22 protein-coding genes and 1 pseudogene are annotated in these 23,864 nt (G+C 74.5%); 12 read left to right on the top strand and 11 right to left on the bottom strand.

Annotated elements, in window-relative coordinates:
- The 3 genes and pseudogenes from HII36_RS58900 to HII36_RS39570 form a co-directional block, all read left to right on the top strand.
- Positions 1-1,184 (top strand): annotated as a pseudogene (locus HII36_RS58900) (hypothetical protein); the annotation flags it as partial.
- 149 nt (positions 1,185-1,333) lie between these two features.
- Complete coding sequence (locus HII36_RS39575) at positions 1,334-1,897, top strand: 2Fe-2S iron-sulfur cluster-binding protein (RefSeq protein ID WP_173528467.1); 564 nt, start codon at positions 1,334-1,336, stop codon at positions 1,895-1,897.
- Complete coding sequence (locus HII36_RS39570) at positions 1,894-2,913, top strand: FAD binding domain-containing protein (RefSeq protein WP_173528466.1); 1,020 nt, start codon at positions 1,894-1,896, stop codon at positions 2,911-2,913. Before HII36_RS39575 ends, HII36_RS39570 begins: the two co-directional genes overlap by 4 nt.
- A 75-nt stretch (positions 2,914-2,988) precedes the next feature.
- Here the strand turns inward: HII36_RS39570 and HII36_RS39565 are convergent, their stop codons facing one another.
- Genes HII36_RS39565 through HII36_RS39545 form a run of 5 tightly spaced genes read right to left on the bottom strand, consistent with a single transcriptional unit; the run spans position 2,989 to position 6,584 of the window.
- A complete protein-coding gene (locus HII36_RS39565) occupies positions 2,989-3,168 on the bottom strand; it encodes a hypothetical protein (RefSeq protein WP_173528465.1) in 180 nt (59 codons plus the stop codon).
- Positions 3,165-3,740 (bottom strand): S26 family signal peptidase, encoded by a 576-nt coding sequence (locus HII36_RS39560; protein ID WP_173528464.1) that lies wholly within the window; start codon positions 3,738-3,740, stop codon positions 3,165-3,167. Before HII36_RS39560 ends, HII36_RS39565 begins: the two co-directional genes overlap by 4 nt.
- On the bottom strand, positions 3,737-5,536 hold the full coding sequence (locus HII36_RS39555) for an ABC transporter ATP-binding protein (RefSeq protein ID WP_328808094.1): 1,800 nt from the start codon (positions 5,534-5,536) through the stop codon (positions 3,737-3,739). The genes HII36_RS39560 and HII36_RS39555 overlap by 4 nt, the downstream gene beginning before the upstream one ends.
- The gene (locus tag HII36_RS39550; RefSeq protein WP_173528463.1) at positions 5,533-6,042 is read right to left on the bottom strand and encodes a TlpA disulfide reductase family protein; all 510 of its coding nucleotides are present in this window, start codon (positions 6,040-6,042) and stop codon (positions 5,533-5,535) included. The genes HII36_RS39555 and HII36_RS39550 overlap by 4 nt, the downstream gene beginning before the upstream one ends.
- Positions 6,039-6,584, bottom strand: coding sequence for a MauE/DoxX family redox-associated membrane protein (locus HII36_RS39545; protein ID WP_173528462.1), 546 nt, complete (start codon positions 6,582-6,584; stop codon positions 6,039-6,041). The genes HII36_RS39550 and HII36_RS39545 overlap by 4 nt, the downstream gene beginning before the upstream one ends.
- 132 nt (positions 6,585-6,716) lie before the next feature.
- Between HII36_RS39545 and HII36_RS58255 the strand changes: the two genes are divergently transcribed.
- Both HII36_RS58255 and HII36_RS39535 read left to right on the top strand, forming a co-directional pair.
- The gene (locus tag HII36_RS58255) at positions 6,717-10,049 is read left to right on the top strand and encodes a tetratricopeptide repeat protein (protein ID WP_173528461.1); all 3,333 of its coding nucleotides are present in this window, start codon (positions 6,717-6,719) and stop codon (positions 10,047-10,049) included.
- Between the two features lie 46 nt (positions 10,050-10,095).
- Positions 10,096-11,031, top strand: coding sequence for an alpha/beta fold hydrolase (locus HII36_RS39535; protein ID WP_173528460.1), 936 nt, complete (start codon positions 10,096-10,098; stop codon positions 11,029-11,031).
- On the opposite strand, the gene HII36_RS39530 is transcribed toward HII36_RS39535, so the two are convergent.
- Positions 11,000-11,737 carry an alpha/beta fold hydrolase gene (locus HII36_RS39530; RefSeq protein WP_173528459.1) on the bottom strand — a complete coding sequence of 246 codons (738 nt, stop codon included), beginning with the start codon at positions 11,735-11,737 and terminating at the stop codon, positions 11,000-11,002. The genes HII36_RS39535 and HII36_RS39530 overlap by 32 nt on opposite strands.
- Positions 11,738-11,824: 87 nt before the next feature.
- Here HII36_RS39530 and HII36_RS39525 point away from each other — a divergent pair, with 87 nt between their 5' ends.
- Positions 11,825-12,826, top strand: coding sequence for a helix-turn-helix transcriptional regulator (locus HII36_RS39525; protein WP_173528458.1), 1,002 nt, complete (start codon positions 11,825-11,827; stop codon positions 12,824-12,826).
- Positions 12,827-12,911: 85 nt separating this feature from the next.
- Positions 12,912-13,316, top strand: a complete 405-nt coding sequence (locus tag HII36_RS39520; RefSeq protein ID WP_173528457.1) for a hypothetical protein — start codon at positions 12,912-12,914, stop codon at positions 13,314-13,316.
- Positions 13,317-13,328: 12 nt separating this feature from the next.
- On the opposite strand, the gene HII36_RS39515 is transcribed toward HII36_RS39520, so the two are convergent.
- The gene (locus tag HII36_RS39515; RefSeq protein WP_173528456.1) at positions 13,329-14,945 is read right to left on the bottom strand and encodes an AMP-binding protein; all 1,617 of its coding nucleotides are present in this window, start codon (positions 14,943-14,945) and stop codon (positions 13,329-13,331) included.
- Positions 14,946-15,031: 86 nt separating this feature from the next.
- Between HII36_RS39515 and HII36_RS39510 the strand changes: the two genes are divergently transcribed.
- Complete coding sequence (locus tag HII36_RS39510) at positions 15,032-15,907, top strand: helix-turn-helix transcriptional regulator (protein ID WP_173528455.1); 876 nt, start codon at positions 15,032-15,034, stop codon at positions 15,905-15,907.
- Positions 15,908-15,967: 60 nt separating this feature from the next.
- Positions 15,968-16,801 carry an alpha/beta fold hydrolase gene (locus HII36_RS39505; protein ID WP_173528454.1) on the top strand — a complete coding sequence of 278 codons (834 nt, stop codon included), beginning with the start codon at positions 15,968-15,970 and terminating at the stop codon, positions 16,799-16,801.
- A gap of 84 nt (positions 16,802-16,885) precedes the next feature.
- On the opposite strand, the gene HII36_RS39500 is transcribed toward HII36_RS39505, so the two are convergent.
- Positions 16,886-17,479 carry a TetR/AcrR family transcriptional regulator gene (locus tag HII36_RS39500; protein WP_173528453.1) on the bottom strand — a complete coding sequence of 198 codons (594 nt, stop codon included), beginning with the start codon at positions 17,477-17,479 and terminating at the stop codon, positions 16,886-16,888.
- Positions 17,480-17,560: 81 nt separating this feature from the next.
- On the opposite strand from HII36_RS39500, the gene HII36_RS39495 reads away from it, so the two are divergent.
- Positions 17,561-18,046 (top strand): FBP domain-containing protein, encoded by a 486-nt coding sequence (locus HII36_RS39495; RefSeq protein ID WP_173528452.1) that lies wholly within the window; start codon positions 17,561-17,563, stop codon positions 18,044-18,046.
- 136 nt (positions 18,047-18,182) lie between these two features.
- Here HII36_RS39495 and HII36_RS39490 read toward each other — a convergent pair whose 3' ends face one another.
- Together HII36_RS39490 and HII36_RS39485 are read right to left on the bottom strand one after the other, a co-directional pair.
- On the bottom strand, positions 18,183-18,869 hold the full coding sequence (locus HII36_RS39490; protein WP_173528451.1) for a TetR/AcrR family transcriptional regulator: 687 nt from the start codon (positions 18,867-18,869) through the stop codon (positions 18,183-18,185).
- 26 nt (positions 18,870-18,895) lie between these two features.
- Entirely contained in the window at positions 18,896-19,807 is a 912-nt protein-coding gene (locus HII36_RS39485; RefSeq protein ID WP_173528450.1) for an MBL fold metallo-hydrolase, read from the bottom strand.
- 115 nt (positions 19,808-19,922) lie between these two features.
- On the opposite strand from HII36_RS39485, the gene HII36_RS39480 reads away from it, so the two are divergent.
- Together HII36_RS39480 and HII36_RS39475 are read left to right on the top strand one after the other, a co-directional pair.
- Positions 19,923-20,945, top strand: a complete 1,023-nt coding sequence (locus HII36_RS39480) for a LysR family transcriptional regulator (protein WP_217370526.1) — start codon at positions 19,923-19,925, stop codon at positions 20,943-20,945.
- A gap of 238 nt (positions 20,946-21,183) precedes the next feature.
- On the top strand, positions 21,184-22,668 hold the full coding sequence (locus HII36_RS39475) for a serine hydrolase domain-containing protein (protein ID WP_173528449.1): 1,485 nt from the start codon (positions 21,184-21,186) through the stop codon (positions 22,666-22,668).
- A 144-nt stretch (positions 22,669-22,812) separates the two neighbouring features.
- Here the strand turns inward: HII36_RS39475 and HII36_RS39470 are convergent, their stop codons facing one another.
- Positions 22,813-23,706, bottom strand: coding sequence for a LysR family transcriptional regulator (locus tag HII36_RS39470; protein ID WP_173528448.1), 894 nt, complete (start codon positions 23,704-23,706; stop codon positions 22,813-22,815).
- Positions 23,707-23,864 lie beyond the last annotated feature (158 nt).

Genomic DNA, 23,864 nt, shown 5'->3' with positions numbered 1-23,864 from the left:
GGTTCGGGCCGCCTGCGGGACCGCCTCCTGGGCAGCCGCCTCCGCGGGGGCAGCATCACCGCGGCCACGACCCCCAGGGGTACCGGCCCGAACCGCAGAACCAGAACCCGTACCAGTACGGCCGGGGCGACCCGTACGGCCAGGGCGACCCTTACGGGCGGGGCGACCCTTATGGGCGGGAGGATCCGTACGGGCGGGATGACCCGTATGGGCGGGAGGATCCGTACGGCCGCGGCGACCCCTATGGTCAGGGCGACCCTTACGGCCAAGGCGATCCGTACGGCCCCGGCGACCCCTACGGCCGTGGCGACCTGTACGCGTTGCCCGCCTCCCCCTACGACCAGGGGCTGCCGCCCCGCCGCAACAACGCCCTGATCGTCGCCCTGTCCATCGGCCTGGGCGTGCTCCTGCTCGGCGGCGGCGCGCTCGGCGCGGTCTCCTACGTCAACTCCGCCGCACCCAAGCCCAGCACCGCGCTCCCCGGCGCCGAGACGTCCGCGCCCGCCGCCGACTCCGGCGGTTCCGGGGAAGCCGGCTCGGCCCAGGACGACCAGGGCGGCCAGGACGGCCAGACCGACCAGGGCGAGCCCACGGACCCGGCCACCGACCCGGACTCGGACACGGGCTCGGACAGCGGCTCGGACACTGGGCCGACCGATCCGGCGGACCCGGGCGGCGACCCGCCGTCCACGTCGAGCCGTGCCCAGCCGGGATCGGAGATCGCGCACACCGAGTTCACCGACTGGAAGATCGACCTGGACGGGGTGAAGTTCTCCGCCGACAAGGTGGGCGGCTGGACCTACGACTCCTGCGCCCCCGTGGACGCCCGGGGCGTGCTGGCCGAGAACGGCTGCGAGCGCGCCGTCCAGGTCGCCTACTCGGCCTACCGCGGCCACCTCAAAGCGGTGCAGGTCATGATGTCCTTCAGGACGGACAAGGCCGCCATCGCCGCCGCCAAGCGGCTGGACAAGCTCTCCTCGGACGCGGTGAACATCCGCAGGGACATGGCGCTGCCCACGTTCACCTACGGCAGGGTCCGCACGAACGTGTCGAAGAAGTACGTGATCGTCACCGTCGTCACCGCCGACAAGACGGCCGAGCCCAGGGCCGAGAAGTTCCACCTGTACCTGCAGGCGGACTCGGTCGGCTACTTCCTGCTGCGCGACGTGACCGTCACCACCTGATCCCCAGCGTGCCCGGTGGGCGGCGGCCGGATCCCGGCCGCCGCCCACCAGCGGATGGCCAAGAGGTCACCAAGCCGCGGCGGCCCGCGATTCGACGTCCCGGCCCCGGGTAGGTGTGGCCGAGCGGTCGGGCGGCAGGAGGACGCAGGATGGACGGCAGCCACCCCGCCGGCGACGACGCCGGCGCGGCGGCCGAGGTCGCCGTCACGCTGCTGGTCAACGGCGTACGCCACGACCTGCGCATCGAGCCGCGCACCTCGCTGCTCGCCGCCCTGCGCGAGCACCTCGGGCTCACCGGCCCGAAGAACGGCTGCGACCAGGGCGCGTGCGGGGCCTGCACGGTCCTGGCCGACGGCCACCGGATCATCGCCTGCCTGGCGCTCGCCGTTCAGTACCAGGGCCGGGCGATCACCACGATCGAAGGGCTGGCCGACGGCGACGATCTGCATCCGCTGCAGGCCGCGTTCATCGAGCACGCGGGCTTCCAGTGCGGATACTGCACGCCAGGCCAGATCTGCTCGGCCGTCGGCATGGCCGCGGAGTTCCGCTCCGGGTTGCCGAGCGCGGTGACGGCGGACGTCCGGGCAGGTCCTTCCGGCCTGTCCGACGCGGAGATCGGGGAGCGGATGAGCGGCAACCTGTGCCGCTGCGGCGCCTACGCCGGCATCCGCGCCGCGGTTCGCGAGGCCTTCCAGGCGCGGGCGGGACGATGAGGAACTTCGCCTACCACCGCCCCGCGGACGTGCCTGCGGCGCTGCTGCTCAAGACGCGGCACGAGCACGCCAAGTTCCTCGGCGGCGGCACGAACCTGGTCGACCTCATGCGCGAGAACGTCGAGCGTCCCGACACGCTCATCGACGTCACCGGCCTGCCGCTGAACCGTATTGAGGAACTGCCGGACGGCGGCGTGTCGATCGGCGCGACGGCCGTCAACACCGCGGTTGCCGGGCACCCGCTGATCCGCGCGCGTTACCCGGTGCTGGCCCAGGCCATCCTGTCGGGGGCGTCGGGCCAGATACGCAACATGGCCACGGTCGGCGGGAACCTGCTGCAACGCACCCGGTGCACCTACTTCTACGACGACACGGCGCGCTGCAACAAACGCGAACCGGGAGCGGGCTGCGATGCCGTCGACGGCGTCAATCGCGGGCACGCGATCCTGGGCGCGTCGCCGTCGTGCATCGCCACCCATCCGTCCGACATGTGCGTGGCGCTGGCCGCGCTCGATGCGACCGTGCACGTCGAGGGGCCGGACGGGGCGCGGGCGATCCCGTTCCGCGACTTCCACCGGCTGCCCGGCGACACCCCGCAGGTCGAGACCGAGTTGCGGGAGGACGAGCTGATCACGTCCGTGGCGCTGCCCGCCGCCGCCGCTGGCGACTCGCTCTACCGCAAGGTCCGCGACCGGGCGAGTTACGCGTTCGCGCTGGTCAGCGTGGCGGCGGTGGTGGAGCACGGCGCGGGCGTGATCGCGGACGCGCGTCTCGCGCTCGGCGGGGTGGCGCACAAGCCCTGGCGCGCCACGGCCGCCGAGCGGGTGCTGCGGGGCGCGGCGGCCGACGAGGAGACCTTCGTCCGGGCCGCCGACGCCGAACTCGCCGGGGCGCGCGGGCAGGCGGGCAACGGCTTCAAGATCGAGATGGCCCGGCGCGCCATCGTCGCGGTCCTGCGCCGCCTGACCGCGCCGGACGACGACGCCAACCGGGCGCGGGCACGGGCGCTTGAATGACGCCGGGTGTCGGTGAGGCCGGGCGTGGGTGAGGCCGGGCCGTGGTGCGGCCCGGCCTCGGTCAGCCCGCCTGGGTCAGAACCACGGGCAGGGGTTGTTGCAGGCGGTGGTGTCCCAGCTGCAGTCGGCGTAGATGAAGATCCGCTTGTAGTAGCTGCCGCCGCAGTGCGAGCAGTAGTTCTGCGGGATGCACCCGGCGCTCGCCGTGGTCTGGGGCAGGACGTGGGCGATCAGTCGTTCCGCGAGCTTGATCATTGCCGTGCTCCTTTCCTCACCGCCCGGCCCGTCGCCGGTGCGGAGCTTGTGGGCAGGTGGCTCACCACGACGCCGAGCAGCCGCCCGGCGGGGACGTAGCCGAACCTGCGGGAATCGAGACTGAGCTGAGGGTTGTCGCCGAGCACGACGAGCCGCCCGTCGGGCACCACCGGCTCGGGACGCCCGGCCAGCGCGGGCACCTCCGCCCTCGGGACCGGATCGCCCGGCACGGCCACCGCCCGCTTCACCAGCCACCTGACCGGCCCAGACCCGGGCCCAGATCCAGGCGCAGATCCTGGCGCGGACCCGGGCGCGGCGGCCGCGGACTCCGCCGCATCGGCGGCCAGGACCACGAGCTGGCCCGGACGGACGAGCCGGGTGCGCCGCACGAGCACGCGATCCCCGTGCCACAGCGTCGGCTCCATGCTCCGCCCGGTGACCGTCACCGCCACCAGGCGCCTGCGCGCCACGACCACCAGGCACACCAGCACGCACACCAGCAGCCCCACCGGCAGGCACACCAGCAGTCCCACCGGCAGCCCCACCAGCGAGATGCCCGTGAGCGCCGTCATCGCGCGCCCGCCGCGCTGTAGCCGCTGGCCTGCATCTCGTAGAGCCGGGCGTAGTGCCCGCCCGCCCGGACGAGGTCGTCGTGGCCGCCCCGCTCCACGACCCGGCCGCCGGACAACACCGCGATCGTGTCGGCCTGCCTGACCGTGTTGAGCCGGTGCGAGATGAGCAGCGTGGTCCGTCCGGCCCGGTGCTCGCGCAGGATGGTGTGCACCTCGTGCTCGGCCGCCGGGTCGAGGCCGGAGCTCGGCTCGTCCAGGATCATCAGGTCGGGCTGGTCGCGCAGCAGCCCCCTGGCCAGCGCGACGCGCTGCCACTGACCGCCCGACAGCGTGACGCCGGTCTGCTCGTCGTCCTCGGCGGCGCCGCGGAAGAACATCTTGGTCAGCAGCGTGTCGTAGCCGCGCGGCAGGGCCGTGATGGCGGCGTCCGCGCCGGCACGGGCGGCCGCGGCCCTGATCCGGTCCTGGCCCGCCGACAGGTCGCCGACGGCGATGTTCTCGGCCGCGCTCAGGTCGTAGGCGGCGAAGTCCTGGAAGACCGCGCCGACGCGTCGGCGCAGCGTCGCCGGGTCGAGTTCGCGCAGGTCCACGCCGTCCCACAGGATCGCGCCACGCTCGGGGTCGTAGAACCGGCACAGCAGCTTGACCAGCGTGGACTTGCCCGCCCCGTTGAGCCCGACCAGCGCCAGCGACGCGCCGAACGGCAGCTCCAGGTCGACGCCGCGCAGCACCCACTGCTGGGCGGGGGCGTAGCGGAACCACACGTCCCTGAACTCGATGCCGCGGGCCAGGCGCGCGGCCGGCCGGGGACGCGCGGGCGCCGGCAGGTCGGACGGCGTCCCCAGCACCGCCTCGAAGTGGCCGAACAGCAGCAGCGCGTGGTGCGCCGAGGCGAAGCTCTGCACGGCGCCGGCCAGGCCGCCCTGCGTGCCCGCGACCGCCGCGGCGAACACCGACAGGTCGCCCACCGAGGCGCGGCCCGCGATCGCCTCGCCGACCACCCAGACCAGCCCGGCCCCGCCGATCGCGGCCGCGAGCAGGGCCTGCCCGCCCTGGCCGCGCAGCCGGCTGAGCCCGGCCCGGCGCTGCTCGGCGTTGATCGCGCGCAGCTCGTCCAGCATCCTGGCGCGGAAGAAGTCCCCGAGCCCGAACAGCCGGATCTCCTTGGCCACCTGCGGCCTGCCCAGCAGGTGGGCGAAGAACATCTCCCTGCGCTGGCCCTGGCCGATCGCCGCGAGCACGCCCGCCTGCTCCCTGCTCAGCCGCAGGTGCACGCGCAGCAACGGCAGCGCGGACGCCGCCACCAGCACGGCCACCACCGGGCTCACCTGGACCAGCGTGAACAGGAAACCTGCCAGCGTGATGCCGGCCTGGACCAGCCCGAGCCCGGCGGTCACCACCCGGCCGGGGCCGGACCGGCCGGCCTGCTCCGCCAGGTGCAGCCGGTCCTGGAAGGCCGGGTCCTCCAGCCGAGCCAGGCCGGGCAGCCGGTTCACCGACGCGTACAGCGTGTCGCGGGCCAGCAGGCCCACCCGCCGCTCCAGCTCGGCCTCCGCGAACGCGGTGAGCTGCGGTCCCGCCCCGGCGAGCGCGGCCAGGACGAGCAGCACGACCAGGTACCCCGGCAGCCCGCCGCCACGTCCGGCGGCCACGTCGTCCAGGAGCAGCTTGGTGTACCAGGCGGCCAGCACCGGGACCACGCCCGTCACGCAGGTCATGACCACCTGGAGCGCGACGTAGCCCGGTCCGGCCCGCCAGGCCAGCGCCGCCGCCCGGCCGAGCGCGCGCGGGCTCACACGAGTTCCGGCGCGGGGAAGCCGTCCAGGTCCACGCCGGAGGCGCGGATCGTGCCCTGCTCGTCGAGGAGGTAGAAGGCGGGCAGGCCGCGCACGCCGAACGCGCGCCACAGCGTGCCCTCCGGCTCCTCCACCACCACCCGGGCCGACGGCCCGACCTCCGCGGCCAGCTCGCGCACCTCCTCCGGCGTGCCGGCCAGCACGGCCAGCGGCTCCTGCCCGGCGCGCCCGGCGTAGTCGAGCAGGGCGGGCAGCCGGTCGTGGCAGAGCGAGCAGGCGGGGCTGAGGAAGGCCACCAGGCGGGCGTCGCCCCGGTCGACGTGCCGCCCGTCGACGGTGGTCGCGGTGAAGTCGGCGGGCGCGGCGCCGGGCGGCAGCACCGGGGCGGGCAGCCGTCCCTGCGGGGGAGCGGCCTTCGCCTGGCCGCGCAGCCGGGCGAGCACGCCCAGGAGCAGCAGCAGGTTCAGCACGCTCAGCGCGACGGAGAAGAGGACGAGGTACGTCATCGGAACACGCTCCTGAGATCGTCGAGCCTGATGAGCAGCAGCGCGCAGACGGCCCCGGCCAGCGCGGCGGCGGCGACCCCGTCGAGCCGCGCCGCCGGCCCGCCGAGGAACGGGCCGGCGGCCGGACTGGCACCCAGGCCGGCGGCCGGCCCGGCGAGCCAGCCGAGCGCGGCCACGCCGGTGAGCACCGCGTTGCGTGCCACGTGCAGGGGCTCCAGCGGCCTGGCGGGGCCGCCGAAGCACAGGCACGAGGCGGGCACCCGGCGTGCCACCGTGACGCCGGTGCCCGCGGTGAGCAGCGCGCAGAGCGCCGCGGCCGCGGCGAAGCCGTGCACCGCCTGGCCGGGGACCAGCAGCAGCACCACGACCGCCGCCTCCGCGGCGAGCAGGGCGCCGGCCGCCCACCCGCGCCACCGCACCGGCACGAGCCCCGTTTCCGGCAGCGAACGGGCGAAGGCGGCGGGGGCGCGCGCCTTGCCGATGATCGCCGCCGCGAACACCACCACCAGCACCGCGCCGCAGCCGACGGCCAGATATCCCATGCCGACGGACACTAGGCGGACGGCCCACCCCAATTACTGGAAAGATTCTTAACCATTTGGGAGGATGACCGCGCAGGCACACGGAGGGCGTGCGGCGGCACGACCGGCAGAGAGACCGGCAGGAACGCATCTATGACCTTCGGCGGTGAAGCTCTCAGACGCAGGCGACTGGCCGCGGGCTGGAGCCAGCTCGAACTGGCCACCAGGGCCGGCGTCGCGGTACGCACCCTGCGCGACATCGAACGCGGCCACGTGCACCGCCCGCACCGCGACTCACTGGAACGGCTGGTCCTGGCCCTGCCGCTGCAGGACGCCGACCGGGCCGAGCTGCTGGCCGGGTTCTCGGCCGCGCAGTCGCTGCGGATCGGCGTGCTCGGCCCGCTGTCGGTACGGCGCGGCGGCGGCGAGCTGGACGTGGGCGCGGCCATGCCCAGGGCGCTGCTCGGCCTGCTGGCCCTGCACGCCGGCCGCCCGGTCTCGGTCGAGGAGATCGTGGACGTGCTCTGGGAGGACCGCCCGCCGCGCACCTGCGCCAACCTGATCCAGGGGTACGCGGCACGGCTGCGCGCCGGGCTGGGGGCGGCGGCGATCGTCCGCACGTCCGGCGGCTACCTGCTCGCGCTGCACGGCGGCACGCTGGACCTGGCCGGATTCGAGACGCTCTGCGGCGACCAGAACCGGCTGGCCGACGCCCTGGCCTGCTGGCGCGGCCCGGTGCTGGCCGGCTCGCCAGGCCGGCTGCGCGAGCATCCGGTCGCGGTGGCCGCCGCCCGCCGCCGCATCGAGACCGCGCTGGCCTACGCCGACCGCGCCGGGGACGAGCGCCGCGCGGCCGCCGCGCTGTGGCGGGTGGCCGCCGACGAGCCGTTCCACGAAGGGGTCGCGGCCAGGCTCATGGACGCCCTGGCCGCGCAGGGCGAGCAGGCCGCCGCGCTGCGCCTGTACGCCGAGCTGCGCGACAGGCTCGCCGCCGAACTCGGCATCGACCCGGGGCCCGAGCTTCGCCGGGCCCGCGAACGCATCGTCAGCCGCCCGCCCGACCTGCCCGCCACGCCGCCCGGGCGGGCCACCGCGGTCCCCGCCCAGCTCCCGGCCGGCATGTCCACCTTCACCGGACGCACCGCCGCGCTGCGCCGCCTGGACGCGATGCTCTCCTCGCGCCGCGACGCGCCCGCCATCGCCGTCGTCAGCGGGACGGCGGGCGTCGGCAAGACCGCGCTGGCCGTGCACTGGTCGCACCGCGCCCGGGCCGGTTTCCCCGACGGCCAGCTGTACGTCGACCTGCGCGGCTACGCCGCCGAACATCCGCTGCGCCCGATCGACGTGCTGGCCCGCTTCCTGCACGCCCTCGGCGTGCCGCCCGAGCAGGTCCCCGGCGACCAGGACGAGGCGGCCGCGCTCTACCGGACGATGTTGTCCGGCAAACGGGTGCTGGTGCTGCTCGACAACGCCGCGGAACCGGGCCAGGTACGCCCGCTGCTGCCCGGCGGCACCGGCTCGGCGGTCCTGATCACCAGCCGCAACGCGCTGGCCGGGCTGCTCGCCCGCGACGGCGCGCAGGTGCTGCCGCTGAAGGCGCTGACCGCGGGCGAGTCGCGCGACCTGCTGGCCAGGCTGCTCGGCCGGGCCAGGGTCAAGGCCGAACCCGGCGCGGTGCTCGAACTGGCCACGCTCTGCGCCCACCTGCCGCTGGCGCTGCGCATCGCCGCCGCCAACCTGCTCAACAGCGGACTCGGCACTGCCGGCGCCTACGTCGAGCGGCTGCGCGCGGACGACCGGCTCGACGCGCTGCAGGTGCCGGGCGACGTCGAGTCCGCGGTGCGCACCGCCTTCCAGCTCTCCTACGCCGCGCTCCCGGCACCGGCCCAGCGGCTGTTCGGGCTGCTCGGGCTGGTGCCGGGGCCGGACGTCACCGTCCCCGCCATGGCCGCGATGCTGGGCTCGGCACAGGGGACGGCCGCCGGGCTGGTCGCCGTCCTGCGGGCTGCGAACCTGCTGGACGAGCCCGTGCCCGGCCGCTACGCGCAGCACGACCTGCTGCGGCTGTGCGCGGCCGAGTACGCGCGCGGCGAGGAAGGCGCGCTCGACCTGCTGCACCGGCACTACCTCGGCGCCGCCGACGCCGCCGCCCGCGCGCTCTACCCGCAGTTCCTGCGCCTGGAACTGCCGCCGCACACCGTCGGCGCCGCCGACACCGTCGGCACTGCCGACACTGCCGACACCGCCGGGCCGCCGGTGGACTTCCCCGACACCACCTCCGCCTCCGACTGGCTGGACGCCGAGCTGCCGAACCTGGTCGCCGCCGTCAGCCACGCCGCCGAGCACGGCCCGCGCGAGCTGGCCTGGCTGCTGGCCGACACCCTGCGCGGATACTTCTTCCTGCGTCACCGAGTGGCCGAGTGGCGCACCATCGCCGGCGCGGGACTGGCCGCCGCCCGGGCCGCCGGCGACGCGCGGGCGCAGGCGGCGCTGCTGCTCAGCCTGGCCGGCCTGGACGGCTTCCAGGGCCGGCAGCAGCAGGCCATCAGGCACTACGAGCAGGCGATGCGGCTGTCGGAGGAGTCCGGCTGGCTCGACGGGCTGATCGCCACCCTGGGCAACGCCGGCGTCACCTACGCCGATCTGGGCATGCTGGCCGAGGCCGTCCGGCATCTGGAACGCGCGCTCGCGCTGTCCACGCACACCCGCGCGTCCACCGCCGTCAACCTGGGCAATCTCGGCTCCCTCTACCTCGAGATGGGACGCCTGCACGACGCCGCCCGCTGCCTGGAACAGGCGCTGGAGATCTGCCGCGCGCTGGAGCACCGGGTCAGCGAGGCGAACAGCCTGGCCGCGCTGGGCGAGGTACTGCACGGGCTGGGCCGCACCGCGGACGCCCGCGACACGCTGAAGGCCGCGCTCGCCCTGCACCGGGAGGTGGGCAACCGCGGCAACGAGGCCGACACCCTGCGCAACCTGGCCGCCGTCGAGCGCGACGACGGCGACCCGGGCCAGGCACTCGACCTGGCCACGCGGGCGCTGGCGATCGCCGAGCAGACCGGGCACCGCAGACTCGTCGCCGACACGCTCAGCACGCTCGGCCTGATCCGGCTGCGGCTCGGCGACGCCCAGGCCGCGCTCGACCACCAAACGCGGGCGCTGGCGCTGGCCAGGGCCGCGGGCAACCGGTATCCGGAGACCAAGGCGCTGCTCGGGCTGGCGGTGGGCGAACGCGGGCACGGCGACCGGCGCGCCGCGCTGCGCCACGCCGACCTCGCGGTGGCGCTCGCCCGCACCGCCGGCTACCGCCTCCACGAGGCACTCGCCCTGGCCATCCGCGCCCAGCTGCACGCCGACGGAGGCGATGGCGGAGGCGATGGCGGAGGCGATGGCGGAGCGGAGGACGTGGCGGCGGTCCGCGCGCTGGCCGAGGAACTCGGCCTGGAACCGTCGCTCCTGCTGCGCTGGCCCCAGCGGTTCTCATAGACCAAAGTCGCTACCGCCGCGCGCCGCGCCGTCCGCATAATCGAGCGTGCGCTACGCCGACTGGGGTTCGCGATCTCCGCGCTGGGCGGGGATCCGCAGCGAGGAGACGGACGTCCGCGGCACCGCCGTGCACTACCTGCGTGCCGACGGCGAGGGAACGCCGCACCTGCTGATCCATCCGATGGCCGGCAACGCCGCCATGTGGCTGGACGTCATCAAGCCGATGACCGCGCTCGGCCCGGTCATCGCGCCCGACCTGTCCGGCACGCTGTTCGGCCACACCGGCTCGCCGCATCCCCGCGCGGCCAGGATCGAGCCGAACGCGCGATTCCTGCGTGCCTTCACCGCCAGGCTCGGCCTGGAGCGGGTGATCGTGCACGGCTGGTCGATGGGCGCGCTGGTCGGGCTGTTCTTCTCCGCACTCGCGCCCGAGCGGGTCGAACGGCTCGTGCTCGTCGCCCCGGCACTGCCCGGCCCGCTGCCCGGCGGCGAGCGGCTGTTCTGGCGCACGGCCGGGCGCGCGCTGCTGGCGACCGCGCCGCCGCTGGTCCGCGCCGCGCTGCCGCTCGCGGGCCGGCGGCTGATCGAGCTGAAGCTGCGCACGTACGCCGACCCGCTGCGCAACCCGCACCTGGGCGGCGAGCTGGCCCGGATGTCGCAGGAGACGCGGGAGCTGCTGGCCGACGAGCTGCGCGCGGCCCGCCCCGAACGGCTCGCCGCCGGGGTGACGGCCTTCGCCTCGGTGATGTCCGCGGTACTCGTCGACCCGCGCCCGGTGCACGCGGCGATGGACCGGGTGTCCGCGCCCACCCTGGTGATCTGGGGCGGTCAGGACGCCCTGGTGGCCGAGGGCACCAGGGAGGAGCTGGCCGCGCGCCGTCCCGGCTGGGCGCAGCACGTCCTCGAAACCGCCGGGCACGCACTGCCGCTGGAGCGGCCCGACGAGTACGTCAAGACGGTCGGCCGATGGCTGGGCCGCTGACCGCCGCCCCGCCCGTGGCCAGCCGGTCGATCAGCACGGCCAGCTCGGCCGGCCTGGTGATCATCGGCCAGTGGCCGGACGCCAGCTCGATCACGTCGTGGCCGGGCAGGTCGGGCGGGCCGCCGGGGTCGCCGGTGCACCGGATGTAGGTGCGCGGCAGGGCGTCCACCGGGCTCAGGTCGTCCGGCGCCGGGTCGCGGTAGGTGTTGATCGGCTGGCCCGTTCCGCGTTCCCGCAGCCAGGCCCGGTCCTGCGGGCTCAGCCCGTGGTCGCCGAACGCGGCGTCGATGATCTCGTCGCTCATCACCGGGATGCGCCCGTCCACGACCGTCTCCATGATCGCGTCCTGGACGGCCCGCGGGGTGAGGTCGAACAGCGTCCGGCCGGCCCGGGGCAGGACGGCGGCCACGTGGACGAGACGCGCGATGCGCCGCGGGATCGCGGCGGCGGCGATCGTGGCCGGCGCGCCGCCGTAGGAGTGCGCCACCAGCGTGACCTCGCGCAGCCGGGCGGTCTCGATCGCGGCCGTGATGTCGGTGGCGTGGGTGGTGAGCGTGGTGGACTCCCCGCCCAGGTGCGCGCGGTCGCCGAAGCCGGTGAGCGTGAGCGGGTGCACCTCGTGGCCGGCCGCGGTGAGCAGCGGCGTGACCCGCTCCCACGCCCACGCGCCCAGGAACGAGCCGCCGACGAGAACGATGACGGACATGGAACGGTGTCTCCTTCGCGGTGATCCGACGGGAGGCCCACGCTAGACAGGATTGTGGACGGTTTCCGTCCTGATTAGTATGTGATCGTGTCCCGTCCGGCCCTGCGCGTGCTGACGCTGCTGGAGATCCTCCAGGAACGCGGCCTGGTGCCCGCCGACGAGCTGGCCAGGCGGCTCGGCGTCGACGCGTGGGCGGTGCGCCGCTACGTCGCCGCCCTGCGCGAGCTGGACATCCCGGTCGAGTCCGTCCGTGGCAGGTACGGCGGCTACCGGCTGGCCAGGTCCGCGAGGGCCACCCGGCTGCCGCCGCTGATGCTCGGCGACGAGGAGGCGGTCGCCGTGGCGCTCGCCCTGGCCGCGGCCTCGGCCGGGCGGACGTCGGCCGGCGAGCCGTCCCCGGCCGACCGGGCGCTGGTCAAGCTCGACCGGCTGCTGCCGTCCGCGCTGCGCGAACGCGTCGCCACCCTGGCCGCGGCGACCTCGGTGAGCGCGGGGGAGCAGGCCGGGGCCGCGGCCCCCGATCCGGAGGTGGCGCTCACGCTGGCCGCGGCCGTGCGCGCCGGGCACACGGTGCGGATCGAGCACAGCCGCGGCCCGCGCGAGGTCGACCCGTACGGGCTGGTGGTGCACGCCCGCCGCTGGTACCTGGTCGGCCACGACCACCTGAGAGCCGAGCTCCGCATGTTCCGCCTCGACCGGATCACCCGCGCGGTCGAGCTGCCGCGCGGGTTCGCGCCGCCCGCCGGGTTCGACCCGGTGGCCCACGTCCGGCACGCGCTGACGCTCGGCGCCTGGACGCACCGGGCCGTGGTCTGGCTCGACACCGATCTGCCGTCCGCCCGCGCCGGGCTCCCCGGCACCTTCGGCGAGCTGAGCCCCTGCCCGGAAGGCGGGGTGCTGCTGGTCAGCGGGGCCGAGGACCTGCCCGGCATGGCCAGGATCCTGGCCGCGCTGCCCTGGCGGTTCGCCGTCAGGAGCCCGCCCGCCCTGGCCGAAGCCCTGGCGGCGCACGCCGCGGCCCTCGCCGAAGCCGCCGCGTCCGGCCGCGCTTCTTTACCGAACGACGTCTCGCCGAGAAGACCGCCGTGACACCAACCGGGGGATGGTAACGACAGCACCTGCCGTGCCCAGGCCCCGAACGACAGCCATCACCTTGTTCGATGGAGGTGAGCCGATGACCCGTGGAGGACTCGTCGAGCTGGGATTGATCGTCGCGTTCGTCATGGGGTTCGCCGTGATCGGCGCGCCGTTCCTGGCGCACACGATCGTCGGCTCGTCGTTCGCCGGGCTGGTGGTGCTGCACTTCTGGCAGCGGCGCGGGCGCGGCACCACCAAGAACGGGCTGCTCACCCCCGCCCTGCACCTCAGCCTGGTGGTGGTGCTGGTCAGCGGCGCCTTCCAGCTCGCCGGGTCGCAGCCGGCCAGGTGGTGGCACGGCGGGCTGTCGTGGCTGCTGACCCTCGCGCTCGCCCTGCACCTGTGGAACCACCGGCGGCCGCTGCGCTTCCGGCTGAAGTCACTGCGCGGGAACGGACGCCAGCCGCCGCGACGGCCGCGCGGCGACCGCCACGGCGAGTGAGTCGCCGGGTGGTCAGGGGTGGGGCCCCAGCAGGGTGATCGCGCGTTCGCGCATCTCCACCTTGCGGATCTTGCCGGTGACGGTCATCGGGAACCCGTCGGTCAGGTGCACGTAGCGGGGGATCTTGTAGTGCGCAAGCCGGCCCGCGCAGAACCGCCTGACCGCGTCGGCGGTGAGCGGTTCCGCGCCGGGACGCATCACGATCCAGGCCATCAGCTCCTCGCCGTACTTCTCGTCGGGCACGCCGATGACCTGGACGTCGGCGACGTCCGGATGGGTGTACAGATACTCCTCGATCTCACGCGGGTAGACGTTCTCGCCGCCGCGGATGACCATGTCCTTGATCCGGCCGACGATGTTGACGTAGCCCTCGTCGTCCATGGTGGCCAGGTCGCCGGTGTGCATCCAGCGGGCCGCGTCGATGGCTTCGGCGGTCTTGTCCGGCTCGTCCCAGTAGCCGAGCATCACCGAGTAGCCGCGGGTGCACAGCTCGCCCGGCTCGCCGCGCGGCACGGTCAGCCCGGACTCCGGGTGGACGATCTTCACCTCCAGGTGCGGCATCACCCGGCCGACCGTCTCGGTGCGGCGGGCCAGGCCGTCGTCGCGCCCGGTCATCGTGGACACCGGGGAGGTCTCGGTCATGCCGTAGCAGATCGCCACCTCGTCCATGTGCATCTCGCCGGCCACCCGCTTCATCACCTCGACCGGGCACGGCGACCCGGCCATGATGCCGGTACGCAGCGACGACAGGTCGAACTCGGCGAAGCGCGGATGGCCGAACTCGGCGATGAACATGGTCGGCACCCCGTACAGGGACGTGCACCGCTCGCTCGCCACCGCCCGCAGCGTGGCCTCCGGGTCGAAGCCGGGCGCGGGCAGCACCACGCACGCGCCGTGCGAGGTGGCGGCGAGGTTGCCCATGACCATGCCGAAGCAGTGGTAGAGCGGCACCGGCAGGCACACGCGGTCGGCCTCGGTGTAGCCGAGCCCTTCGGCGACGAAGCAGCCGTTGTTGAGAATGTTGTGGTGCGACAGCGTCGCGCCCTTGGGGAACCCGGTCGTGCCCGAGGTGTACTGGATGTTGATCGGGTTGTCGAACGACAGCGTGGCGGCCCGTTCGCGCAGCGCGGCCGGGTCGGCGCGGCGGCCGGCCGACATCAGGTCGTCCCAGCCGGGCTCGCCGATGAACACCACCGGCTCGAAGCCGATCTCGGCCAGCATCGCCCGGTAGTCGCTCGTCTTGTGCGTCACGGCGCTGACCAGCAGCCGCATCCCTGACTGGCGCACCACGTAGTCCAGCTCGTGGCCACGGTAGGCCGGGTTGACGTTGACCAGGATCGCGCCGACCTTGGCCGTGGCGTACTGCGTGAACACCCACTCGGCGCAGTTCGGCGCCCAGATGCCGACCCGGTCGCCCTTGGCGATGCCCCTGGCCAGCAGGCCGAGCGCCACCTCGTTCACGGCGGCGTCGAACTCGGCGTACGTCCAGCGCCGCCCCGACGCCATCTCGACCAGCGCCTCACGGCCGGGGAAGCGGGCCGCGGCGCGTTCCAGACTCTCCCCGATCGTCTCGCCGAGCAGCGGCGTCGCGGACACACCTGAGGCGTACGAGAGCAGCGAGTCACCCATACCCGCAGCATCCGGCAGGCGGGAGCGGCGCGCCACCCCCGTTCGGGGGTGGCGGTCACGCGGGCGGCGCGTGACATGGTGGTCACATGGCGGTGACACCTCTTCCGTCGGACGCCCTGGCGTCGTGCCTCGGCGTGCTGCTGCGCACCACGGTGGGCGGGCTGCGGCAGGCGACGGGGCTGGCCGTCGCGTTCGGCGGTGCTATCGTCCAGGACGGCCACGACGTGCGGCTCACCGCGATGGCGGGCACCCGCACCGACGCGCTGCGCGGCCTGCTCATCCGCACCGGGCACGGGCTGGGCGGCCGCGTGCTGCTCACCACCAGGCCGGGCAGCGTGGCCGACTACGCCGCCGACGCCCGCATCAGCCACGAATACGACCGGCCGGTGCGTGCCGAGGGGCTGCGCGCGGTGGTGGCCGTCCCGGTGCGGCTGGGCGAGAGCGTCTGCGGCCTGCTGTACGGCGGCATACGCGAACCGCTGCCGCTCGGCGCCCGGGTCGTCGACGCGATGGCCAGGGCGGCGGCGCGGATGGAGGTCGAGCTGGCCGTCCGCGCCGAGGTGGAACGCCGCCTGGCCGCGCTGGAGACCGAGGCGATCACCAGGGCCGCCCGCGAGAGCGCGGCGGGTCCCGGCTGGGAGCAGCTGCGCGAGGCGCGGGCCGAGCTGCGCTCGATCGCCCAGGAGGTCACCGACCCCGGCCTGCGCGACCGGCTGCGCGGCGTCTGCGACAGGCTCGTCGCGTCCCCCGGCGCCGCGGCGCCGCCCAACCCGCTGTCGCCGCGCGAGCTGGACGTGTTGGCCCTGATCGCGGTGGGCTGCGGCAACGCCGAGGCGGGCCGGCGGCTCGGGCTCAGACCCGAGACGATCAAGAGCTACCTGCGCAGCGCGATGCGCAAACTTGGCACGCACACCAGGACCGAGACCGTGGTCTCGGCCAGGCGGGCCGGCTTCCTCGCCTGAAAACCTATTGCTCCTAGGTTGTAAGCTAGGCGCAATAGGTTTTGGGAGGAAGGAAACGTCATGCCCTTTTTGCGGGTGCCGGGGGCCGAGCTGTACCACGAGGTGAGCGGGCGCGGCCCGGTGCTGCTCCTGCTGCCGGGCGGCGGCGGTGACGCGGCCGTCTTCGACGTGCTGGCCGGGCCGCTCGCCGAGCGCTTCACGCTCGTCACCCTCGATCCGCGCGGCTACTCGCGCAGCCGGCTCGACCCGCCCGAGCCGGTCGGCCAGCGCGTCGAGGTGCAGAGCGACGACGCCCGCCGCCTCCTGGACGCGGTGAGCCCCGGCCGGCCCGCCTACGTCTTCGGCGGCAGCAGCGGCGCCATCGTCGGGCTCGACCTGCTCGCCCGGTATCCGTCCCGGGTGCGCAGGCTCGTCGCCCACGAGCCGCCCTGCTTCGCCGTGCTGCCCGACGCCGACGCGCAACTGGCGTTCGTCGAGGAGGTGTACCGGCTCTTCCGGACGCGGGGGCTCGGCGCGGCGTCGGAGCGGTTCCTGGCCGGCATCGGCGGCACGATGAAGGCCCTGCTCGACCCGGCGTCGCTGCCGCCGCGGGCGGCCGCGATGATGTCCAGGCTCATGGCCAACGCGCCGCTCATGATGGAGCACGAGCTGCGGTCGTTCACCGCCTACCGTCCGGATCTGGCGGCGCTCGCGGCTGCCGGTGACCGGCTGGTGCTCGCGGCGGGGCGGGGGAGCAGGGGGCAGCTGCCGTATCGGCCGGCCGCGGTTCTGGCCGAACGGCTGGGGGTCGGGCTGGTGGAGTTTCCTGGTGCGCACAGCGGGTTCACGGACGAGCCGGCCGCGTTCGCCGACCGGCTGATCGACGTGCTCGGGGGCGGGGCCGGGGTCGGTTAGGCCCGGTCCGGTTGGCCGGGTCTGGTTGGCCGGGTCTGGTTGGGCTGGGTTCGGTTGGGCCGGGTCTGGTTAGGCCGGATTCGGTCAGGTGTGGTCTGGGGAGGCGTCCGGCTGGGGTGGCCAGTTGCGGAGCGCGACGTCCAGGGTGTCGAGCGCGCGCGCCCACGATTCGTCCGCCGCGCGCGGATGGTGGCGGAAGCCGCCGGCCCGCTCCAGACTGACGAACCCGTGGAAGATGCTCCCGAGCAGCCGGACCGCGTCGGTCTGATCGGGCTCGGCCAGCGTGTAGCCGCGCAGGATGGCCCGGGTCATGTCCGAGTGCCTGCGGGCCGCGCTGGCCCGCGCGGTCTCCGGGTCGAGCTCGACCTGGGTGGCCGCGTACCTGCCCGGGTGCAGCCTGGCGTAGTCGCGGTAGGCGTTGGCGAAGGCGACCAGCGCGTCCTTGCCCGCCCGGCCCGCCAGCGCCGCCGCGACCAGGTCGGCGAGCTCGGCCAGCGCCAGCACGGCCACCTTGACCCGCAGGTCGTGCGCGTTGCCGACGCGTGCGTACAGGCCGGCCTCCTTGACGCCGAACCTGCGCGCGAGCCCGGCGACGGTCACGTTCTCCAGGCCCACCTCGTCGGCCAGGTCCGCGGCCGCCTCGACCAGCCGTTCGAGCGTCAGTCCCGCACGCGCCACCGGAGCCTCCCGTTCCTAATAGTCCTAGGTAAAATCTGAGTCCTTTGGTGTTCCGGCTTAAGTGTAGGTAACGTTGTGGCTATGAGACCAATAAGCGAGCGCGAGATCCGCGCCTCTTTCGTGAACTGCACCAAGGGCGAGGCCAAACGCCTCGCAGTGCCCCGGGACCTCGACACCCGTCCCTGGGACGACCTGGACTTCCTCGGCTGGCAGGACCCCGCGTCCCCGGGCCGCTCCTACCTCGTCGCCGAGCACGGCGACACGCTGGTCGGCGTGATGCTGCGCCAGGCAAGCCGGCAGGCCGGGCACGTACGGCGCAGCATGTGCTCGTTCTGCCTGACCACGCACTCCGGCGACGGCGTGTCGCTGCTGACCGCGCGCCGCAAGGCAGGCAACGGCGATTCCGTCGGTGCCTACCTGTGCACCGACCTGGCCTGCTCCCTCTACCTGCGCGGCAAGAAGGAGGCCGGGCCGGGCGGGCGCATGCCCGAGTCGCTGACCCTCGACGAGAAGATCGACAGGACGGCGGTCAACGTGCGCGAGTTCCTCCGCAAGGTCACCCAGTGACCGTCGGCGGGGCGGCTGACGCGGCGCCTGGCATGGCTGGGGAGGTGGTGGCTTGGGCGTCGAGCGCGGTGCCGGACGGGGTGGCGCGGATTGCGGCTGGAGCGCCAGGCGCAGCGGCGCGGGTGGCGGCAGCGGGTCAGGGCGGCGGCGTGCGCTCCTGCTCAAGTCCGAGTCCGAGATCGGGTCCGAGATCGGGTCCGAGATCGGGTTCGAGGCCGAGTATGCCGGTTACGGCGGCGGCGGCCAGTGTCTCGTCGTGCGGCGCGCGTCCGGCCAGCGCGATCACCGTGCCTTCCAGCGCGCCGACGAGGGCGAGCGCGATCGCATCGGCCGGCGGCCCGGCGGGGATCGCGCCCGTGCGCCGGCCCGCCTCGACGCGTTCCAGGCAGAGCTCGACGAGCTCCCGGTAGCTCTGCTCGATCGCACGTCCGACCGGGTGATCCTGCCCGGAGAACTCCAGGCGCAGCGCCGCCGCCACCCGTGCGATGTCGCGCCGGCAGTAGACGGCGTGGCCGCGGGCGAGCGTGAGCAGCGCCCGCACCGGGTCGGGTTCCCGCTCGACCAGCCGGCCCACCTCGCGGTCCCAGGTGTCGGTGACCCATTCGATCACCGCGAGTGCCAGGTCCTGCTTGTCCTTGAACTGGTGGTACAGCGCGCCCCGGGTGTAGCCGGCGTCCTTGGCCACCTCTTCGAGCACCAGGTTGCCGTACCCGTGGCGTGAGAGCCCCCGGGCGGCCGACTCCAGGAGCGCGGCGCGGGTGCGCGCCCGCCGCTCCGCCTGCGTCGCACCGCGCGGGCGCGTCTCCCCGTCACCTACATTCATGCACGTATGTTAGTGGCGGCCGCCGTTCACCGGCCGCCGGGTCGGACGGCCTGGTGCTCGGCGCACAGGCAGCCGACGCCCTTCTCGATCCACTCCTGCCCGCTCCATTCCGGATGCCGCTCCACCATCAGCGCCGCCACCTCCGCCGCGACGCTCTCCTCGCTCATCGCCGAGTCGCGGCGCGCCCAGGTCTCGTCACGCAGCAGTCGCAGGTAGTCGCGCACGTCGGCGAGCAGCCCGGGGCCGCCCACCTCGCCGTGCCCCGGCACCACCACCCGCGGCCGCTCCGCCGCCAGGCGTTCCATCACGGTGATCCAGCGCGTCCCCGACACGTCGGTGTCGTGCGGCGGGAACCAGGGGAAGATCGCGAACTGCCCGGCCTCGACCAGGTCGCCGGTGAACATCACCCCGGCGTCCGGGACCGTGATCACCTGGTCTCCCTTGCTGTGCGCACGTCCGGTGGGCCGTAGCCGCACCACGCGTCCGCCCAGGTCCAGGTCGTACGCGTCGTCATAGACGACGTCGGGCACGGCCGGCTCGAACCCCGCCAGCCTGCGCGCGACCGTCTCGCCGAGGCCGCGGAACATCTCCAGGTAGCCGGGGCCCTTGACGCGTAGGTCCTCCGCCTGTGCCCGGTTGACCAGGAACGTCGCCCGCCCGGCGAACACGTGCGCGCCGAACGCGTGCTCCGGGTGGAAATGCGTGGTCGTCAAGTACAGCCTGCGGCCCTTGGCGTACTCGTCGGCGAACGCCAGCACCTCGCCGGCGTTGCCCGGCCCGATGCCGGTCTCGACGACGAGCACCGAGTGCGTCCCGCCGATCACCCCGATGTTCGGCACCAGCGGCACTCCCCGGTCGGGGATCACCACGAGATCGCGGGCGAGCTCCCGCGCCCCCTCGACCCGCACCTCGGGATCGGGCATCACAAATTCATCCATGACCGGCTCCATTTCACGTTCGTGACTTTCAGCCCGTCCAGTGCATCGCGCGGCGGATCGCCGCGTCCAACACCGATCACGCACGCCCGATACCGTGCGGATATCGTGGCAGGCGATGGACCTACGTCTGCTGCGCTACTTCGTCGCGGTCGCTGAAGAACGGCACTTCGGCCGGGCCGCGGCCCGGCTGCACATGACCCAGCCGCCGCTCAGCCGGGCGATCAGGCAACTGGAGGCCGACCTCGGCGTCGTCCTGCTGCGCCGTTCGCCCGCAGGGGTCACGCTCACCCCGGCGGGCGCGACGCTGCACGGCGAGGCGCGCAACCTGCTGGAACAGGCCGAACAGGTACGCGGACGGGTGGTGGCGGCCGCCGCCACGCTCACCGTCGGCACCCTGGCCGACAGCGCGGAACAGGCCGGCGTCCGGCTGGCCGCGGCCTTCCGCGCCCGCCACCCCGACGTGCGCATCCGCATCCGCGAGTCCGACCTGACCGACCCGACCGCCGGCCTGCGCGCCGGGCTCGTGGACGTCGCGCTGACCCGGGCCCCGTTCGACGATGCCGGGATCAGCACGCGCGTGCTGCGCGCCGACCCCGTCGGCGTGGTGCTGCGCGCCGACGACCCGCTCGCCGGACGCCCCCGCCTCACCCTCGGCGAGCTCGACGGGCGGCGCTGGTTCCGCTTTCCCGACGGGACCGACCCGGTCTGGTGCGCGTACTGGAACCCTGCCGGGGAGCAGCGGGACGGGCCGGTGGTGCGTACGGCGCACGAGTGCCTGCAGGCCGTGCTGTGGAGCGGCACGATCGGACTGGCCCCTCTCGGCCACCCGACGCCGCTCGGCCACGTTCCGTCGGCCGGACACGCGTCACCCCTCGGCCACCTTCCATCGGCCGACCACGTGCTGCCGCCCGACCACCTGTCGTTGCTCGACCATCCATCGGGCCCTGGCCACCCGGTGCCGGTCGGTCACCCGCCGGCGGTCGGCTATCCGTTGCTCGAGGGGCTGGTCGTGGTGCCGCTGACCGGGTTGCCGCCGAGCCGGCTCGTGGTCGCCTGGAACAGCGCCGACCAGGGGCCGCTCGTTCGCTCGTTCACCGAACTGGCCGTCGAGCTCGCCGCCGAGGCGACCCCGAGCTGACCGTCGCGCCACGACGACGCCCTCATGCCTGCGACCACGCCCGGCCCGCGACGACGCCCCACGTCCGCGACCACGCCCCACGTCCGCACCCACGCCCGGCCGCGACCACGGCCCCGTCCGCGACCACGGCCCGTGCGCGGTCCCAGCTGGCCGTGACTCAGGTCACAGTGCGTACTCGCTTTCCGTCGCCCGCGCCGGGTATCTGAGGCGGGTCCCCTCGACGAAGGGATGACCCGCCATGGCGAGATCGACGCCCAGCGCCGCACTCCTCCTCGTCGTCCTCGCGGCGGTGGCCGCCGCCGGCCTGGCCTTGCTGGTGGCCCCGCGTCCGCCCGAGCTCGGCGTGGCGAGCACGGGGGATCGCGCGCTCGCCGCCGCCGTCCGCCTGGCCGCCGGGGACGGCCACCACCGGGGCCTGTCGGTCGCACTGGTCGACGGCGGGGTGATCCGCACGGCCGGCGTGGGCGACGGCGGCGGGCCCGAACCGCGTCCCGTCGACGCGGGCACCCCCTACGAGCTCGGCTCGGTCGGCAAGGCGCTGACCGGCCTGTTGCTGGCCGACCTGGCCGCGGACGGCCTGCCGCCCGACACCCCGGTCCGCGACCTGCTGCCCGGGGTGCGCTTCTCCGACCCGGGGACCGGTTCGGCGACCCTGGCCGAGCTGGCCTCGCACCGGTCCGGGCTGCCCAGGCTGCGTACCACTCCCGGGTCCGTCCTGCGTGGCTCGCTGAGCACGTTCACGGGGCTCGACCCCTACGGCGCGGCGGGCCCGGACGCCGTGCTGGACGACGCCGCCGCCGTCTCGGTGTCGCCGGAGCGCAAGGGCCAGGTCGTCTACTCCAACCTCGGCATGGCGCTGCTCGGTCAGGCGCTGGCCGAGCGCTTCGGCGGTGACTACCCGCGGCTGCTGCGCGAGCGCGTACTCGGTCCGCTCGGCATGCACACCACCGGCGTGCTCGGCCCAGACGACCCGCTCCCCGCCGGGCACGCGCACGGCTACCGCGGCAACGGGCTGCCCGCGGCGCCATGGCGCGATCACGGCTACGCCGGCGCCGGCGGCGCGCTGTGGGGGACTGCGGCCGATCTCGGCCGGCTGCTCCAGGGCGTTTTGTCCGGTACCGCCCCCGGCCTGGACGCCACCACCCCGCGCTTCACCGAGAACCCGTCCAGGAGGATCGGCTACGGCTGGTTCACGGACCGGCGCGCCGGACGCGAGATCACCTGGCACAACGGCACCACCGGCGGCCACGCCGCGTACGTCGGCTACGACCGGACGAGCGGACGCGGGGTCGCGGTGCTCGGCAACACCGACGCCTCCGTGGACGGGATCGGCCTGCGGCTGCTCGGCCTGGACGGCTCGGACCGCGACGAGCGGCCGCCGTACGCGATGGTCGGGGTGACGCTGCTGTTCACGTTCGCCGGGGCCGAGCTGCTGGTCCGCGTGCTGCGGGGGAGCGGGCTCGATCGGCTCGGCGTCGTCGCGTCGGCGCTGTGGGCCGCGTTCCTCCTGCTCGTGGCGCATGCCGCAGGCACCTGGCAGTGGCTGCCGCCGGTGTTGTGGGCGGTGGGCTCGGGGGTGGTGGTCGCGGGCGTCGCGGCGGCCGTCTCGCGCTGGCGGCGGCTGCCCGTGCGCGCCAAGGGGCACCGCTGGGCGCGCTGGGCAGGCGTCGCGCTTCCCGCCGCGTCCCTCCTGCTCATGTCCGCCCTGCTGATCACGACCTGACGCGTTCGGCCGCGTCTCGGGTCAGCCGAACTGACAGCCCGTGACGGTGGATGGGTGCGCGTTGGCTGATCCGGGTGGCACACCTGGCGTGGACGGGTGGGCGTCGGGTCTGCCGAGGTGGCGGACCTGACCCGGGGCTTCGGGTCAGTCGAAGTGGCAGACCTCCGTGACCCGTTCGCGCAGCCACCGGTGTGCCGGGTCCGCGTCCAGCCGGACGTGCCACAACAACGACACCGTCACCTCCGGCGAGCGGAACGGCAGCGGGAACGAGCGCATCCCGTGCCGCAGGTTCGCGGTGTGCCGGTCGGGCACGGTGGCCACCAGGTCGGCGCCCCTGGCCAGGGCCAGCGCCGCGCCGAACCCGTCGACCACCGTCACGACCTCCCGCCGCCGGCCGGTCGGCGCGAACGCCTCGTCCACCAGCCCCTCGGTCAGGCCGCGCCGCGAGACGTGCACGTGCCGCGCCGACGCGTACCCGGCGACGGTCACCTTCGCGCCGGCCAGCGGGTGCTCGGCGCGCACCACGCCGATGAACCGGTCGGTGAACAGCGGCCTGCTCAGCACGTCGGGCGGCAGGGCGTGCTCGATGACGCCGGTCTCCAGGTCGGCCAGGCCGTCGCGGAGCGGCCTGGCGTCCTTGCCGGTCTTCTGCAGGAACCGCAGCCGCACGCCGGGGGCCGCGCCGCCGACGCCGGCGACCAGTTCGGGGCCGAACCGTTCGACGAACCCGTCGCTGGCGCGCAGCGCGAACGTGCGGTCGAGCGTGGCCAGGTTCAGCTCGGGGGCCGGGCGCAGCACCGCCTCGGCCTCCTCGACCAGGCCGCGTACCCGCTCGCGCAACTCCACCGCGCGCGGCGTGGGCACCAGCCCGCGCCCCGACCGCACCAGCAGCGGGTCGCCGGTGGCGCGCCGCAGCCTGGCCAGCGCGCGGCTCATCGCGGACGGGCTCAGCGCCAGCCGCTCTCCCGCCCGCGTCACGCTGCACTCCTCCAGCAGGACGTCCAGCGTGACCAGCAGGTTCAGATCGGGCCTCGCCATGCCGCACACCCTCCCACACTCATGGCGTCGCATGCACATGTGGATTGCCATCTTTGCGTCTTCCGCCAGGTGACGGCCCGGACCTACGGTCGTGACGACCCCCACTCGACCGCAGGAAGGCGCCCTCTCACCATGCGACCATCGACCACCCCAAGCAC

The organism is Nonomuraea antri (assembly GCF_013283785.1).
GTDB classification, from domain to species: domain Bacteria; phylum Actinomycetota; class Actinomycetes; order Streptosporangiales; family Streptosporangiaceae; genus Nonomuraea; species Nonomuraea antri.
This window is presented reverse-complemented; position numbering and strand designations above follow the sequence as displayed.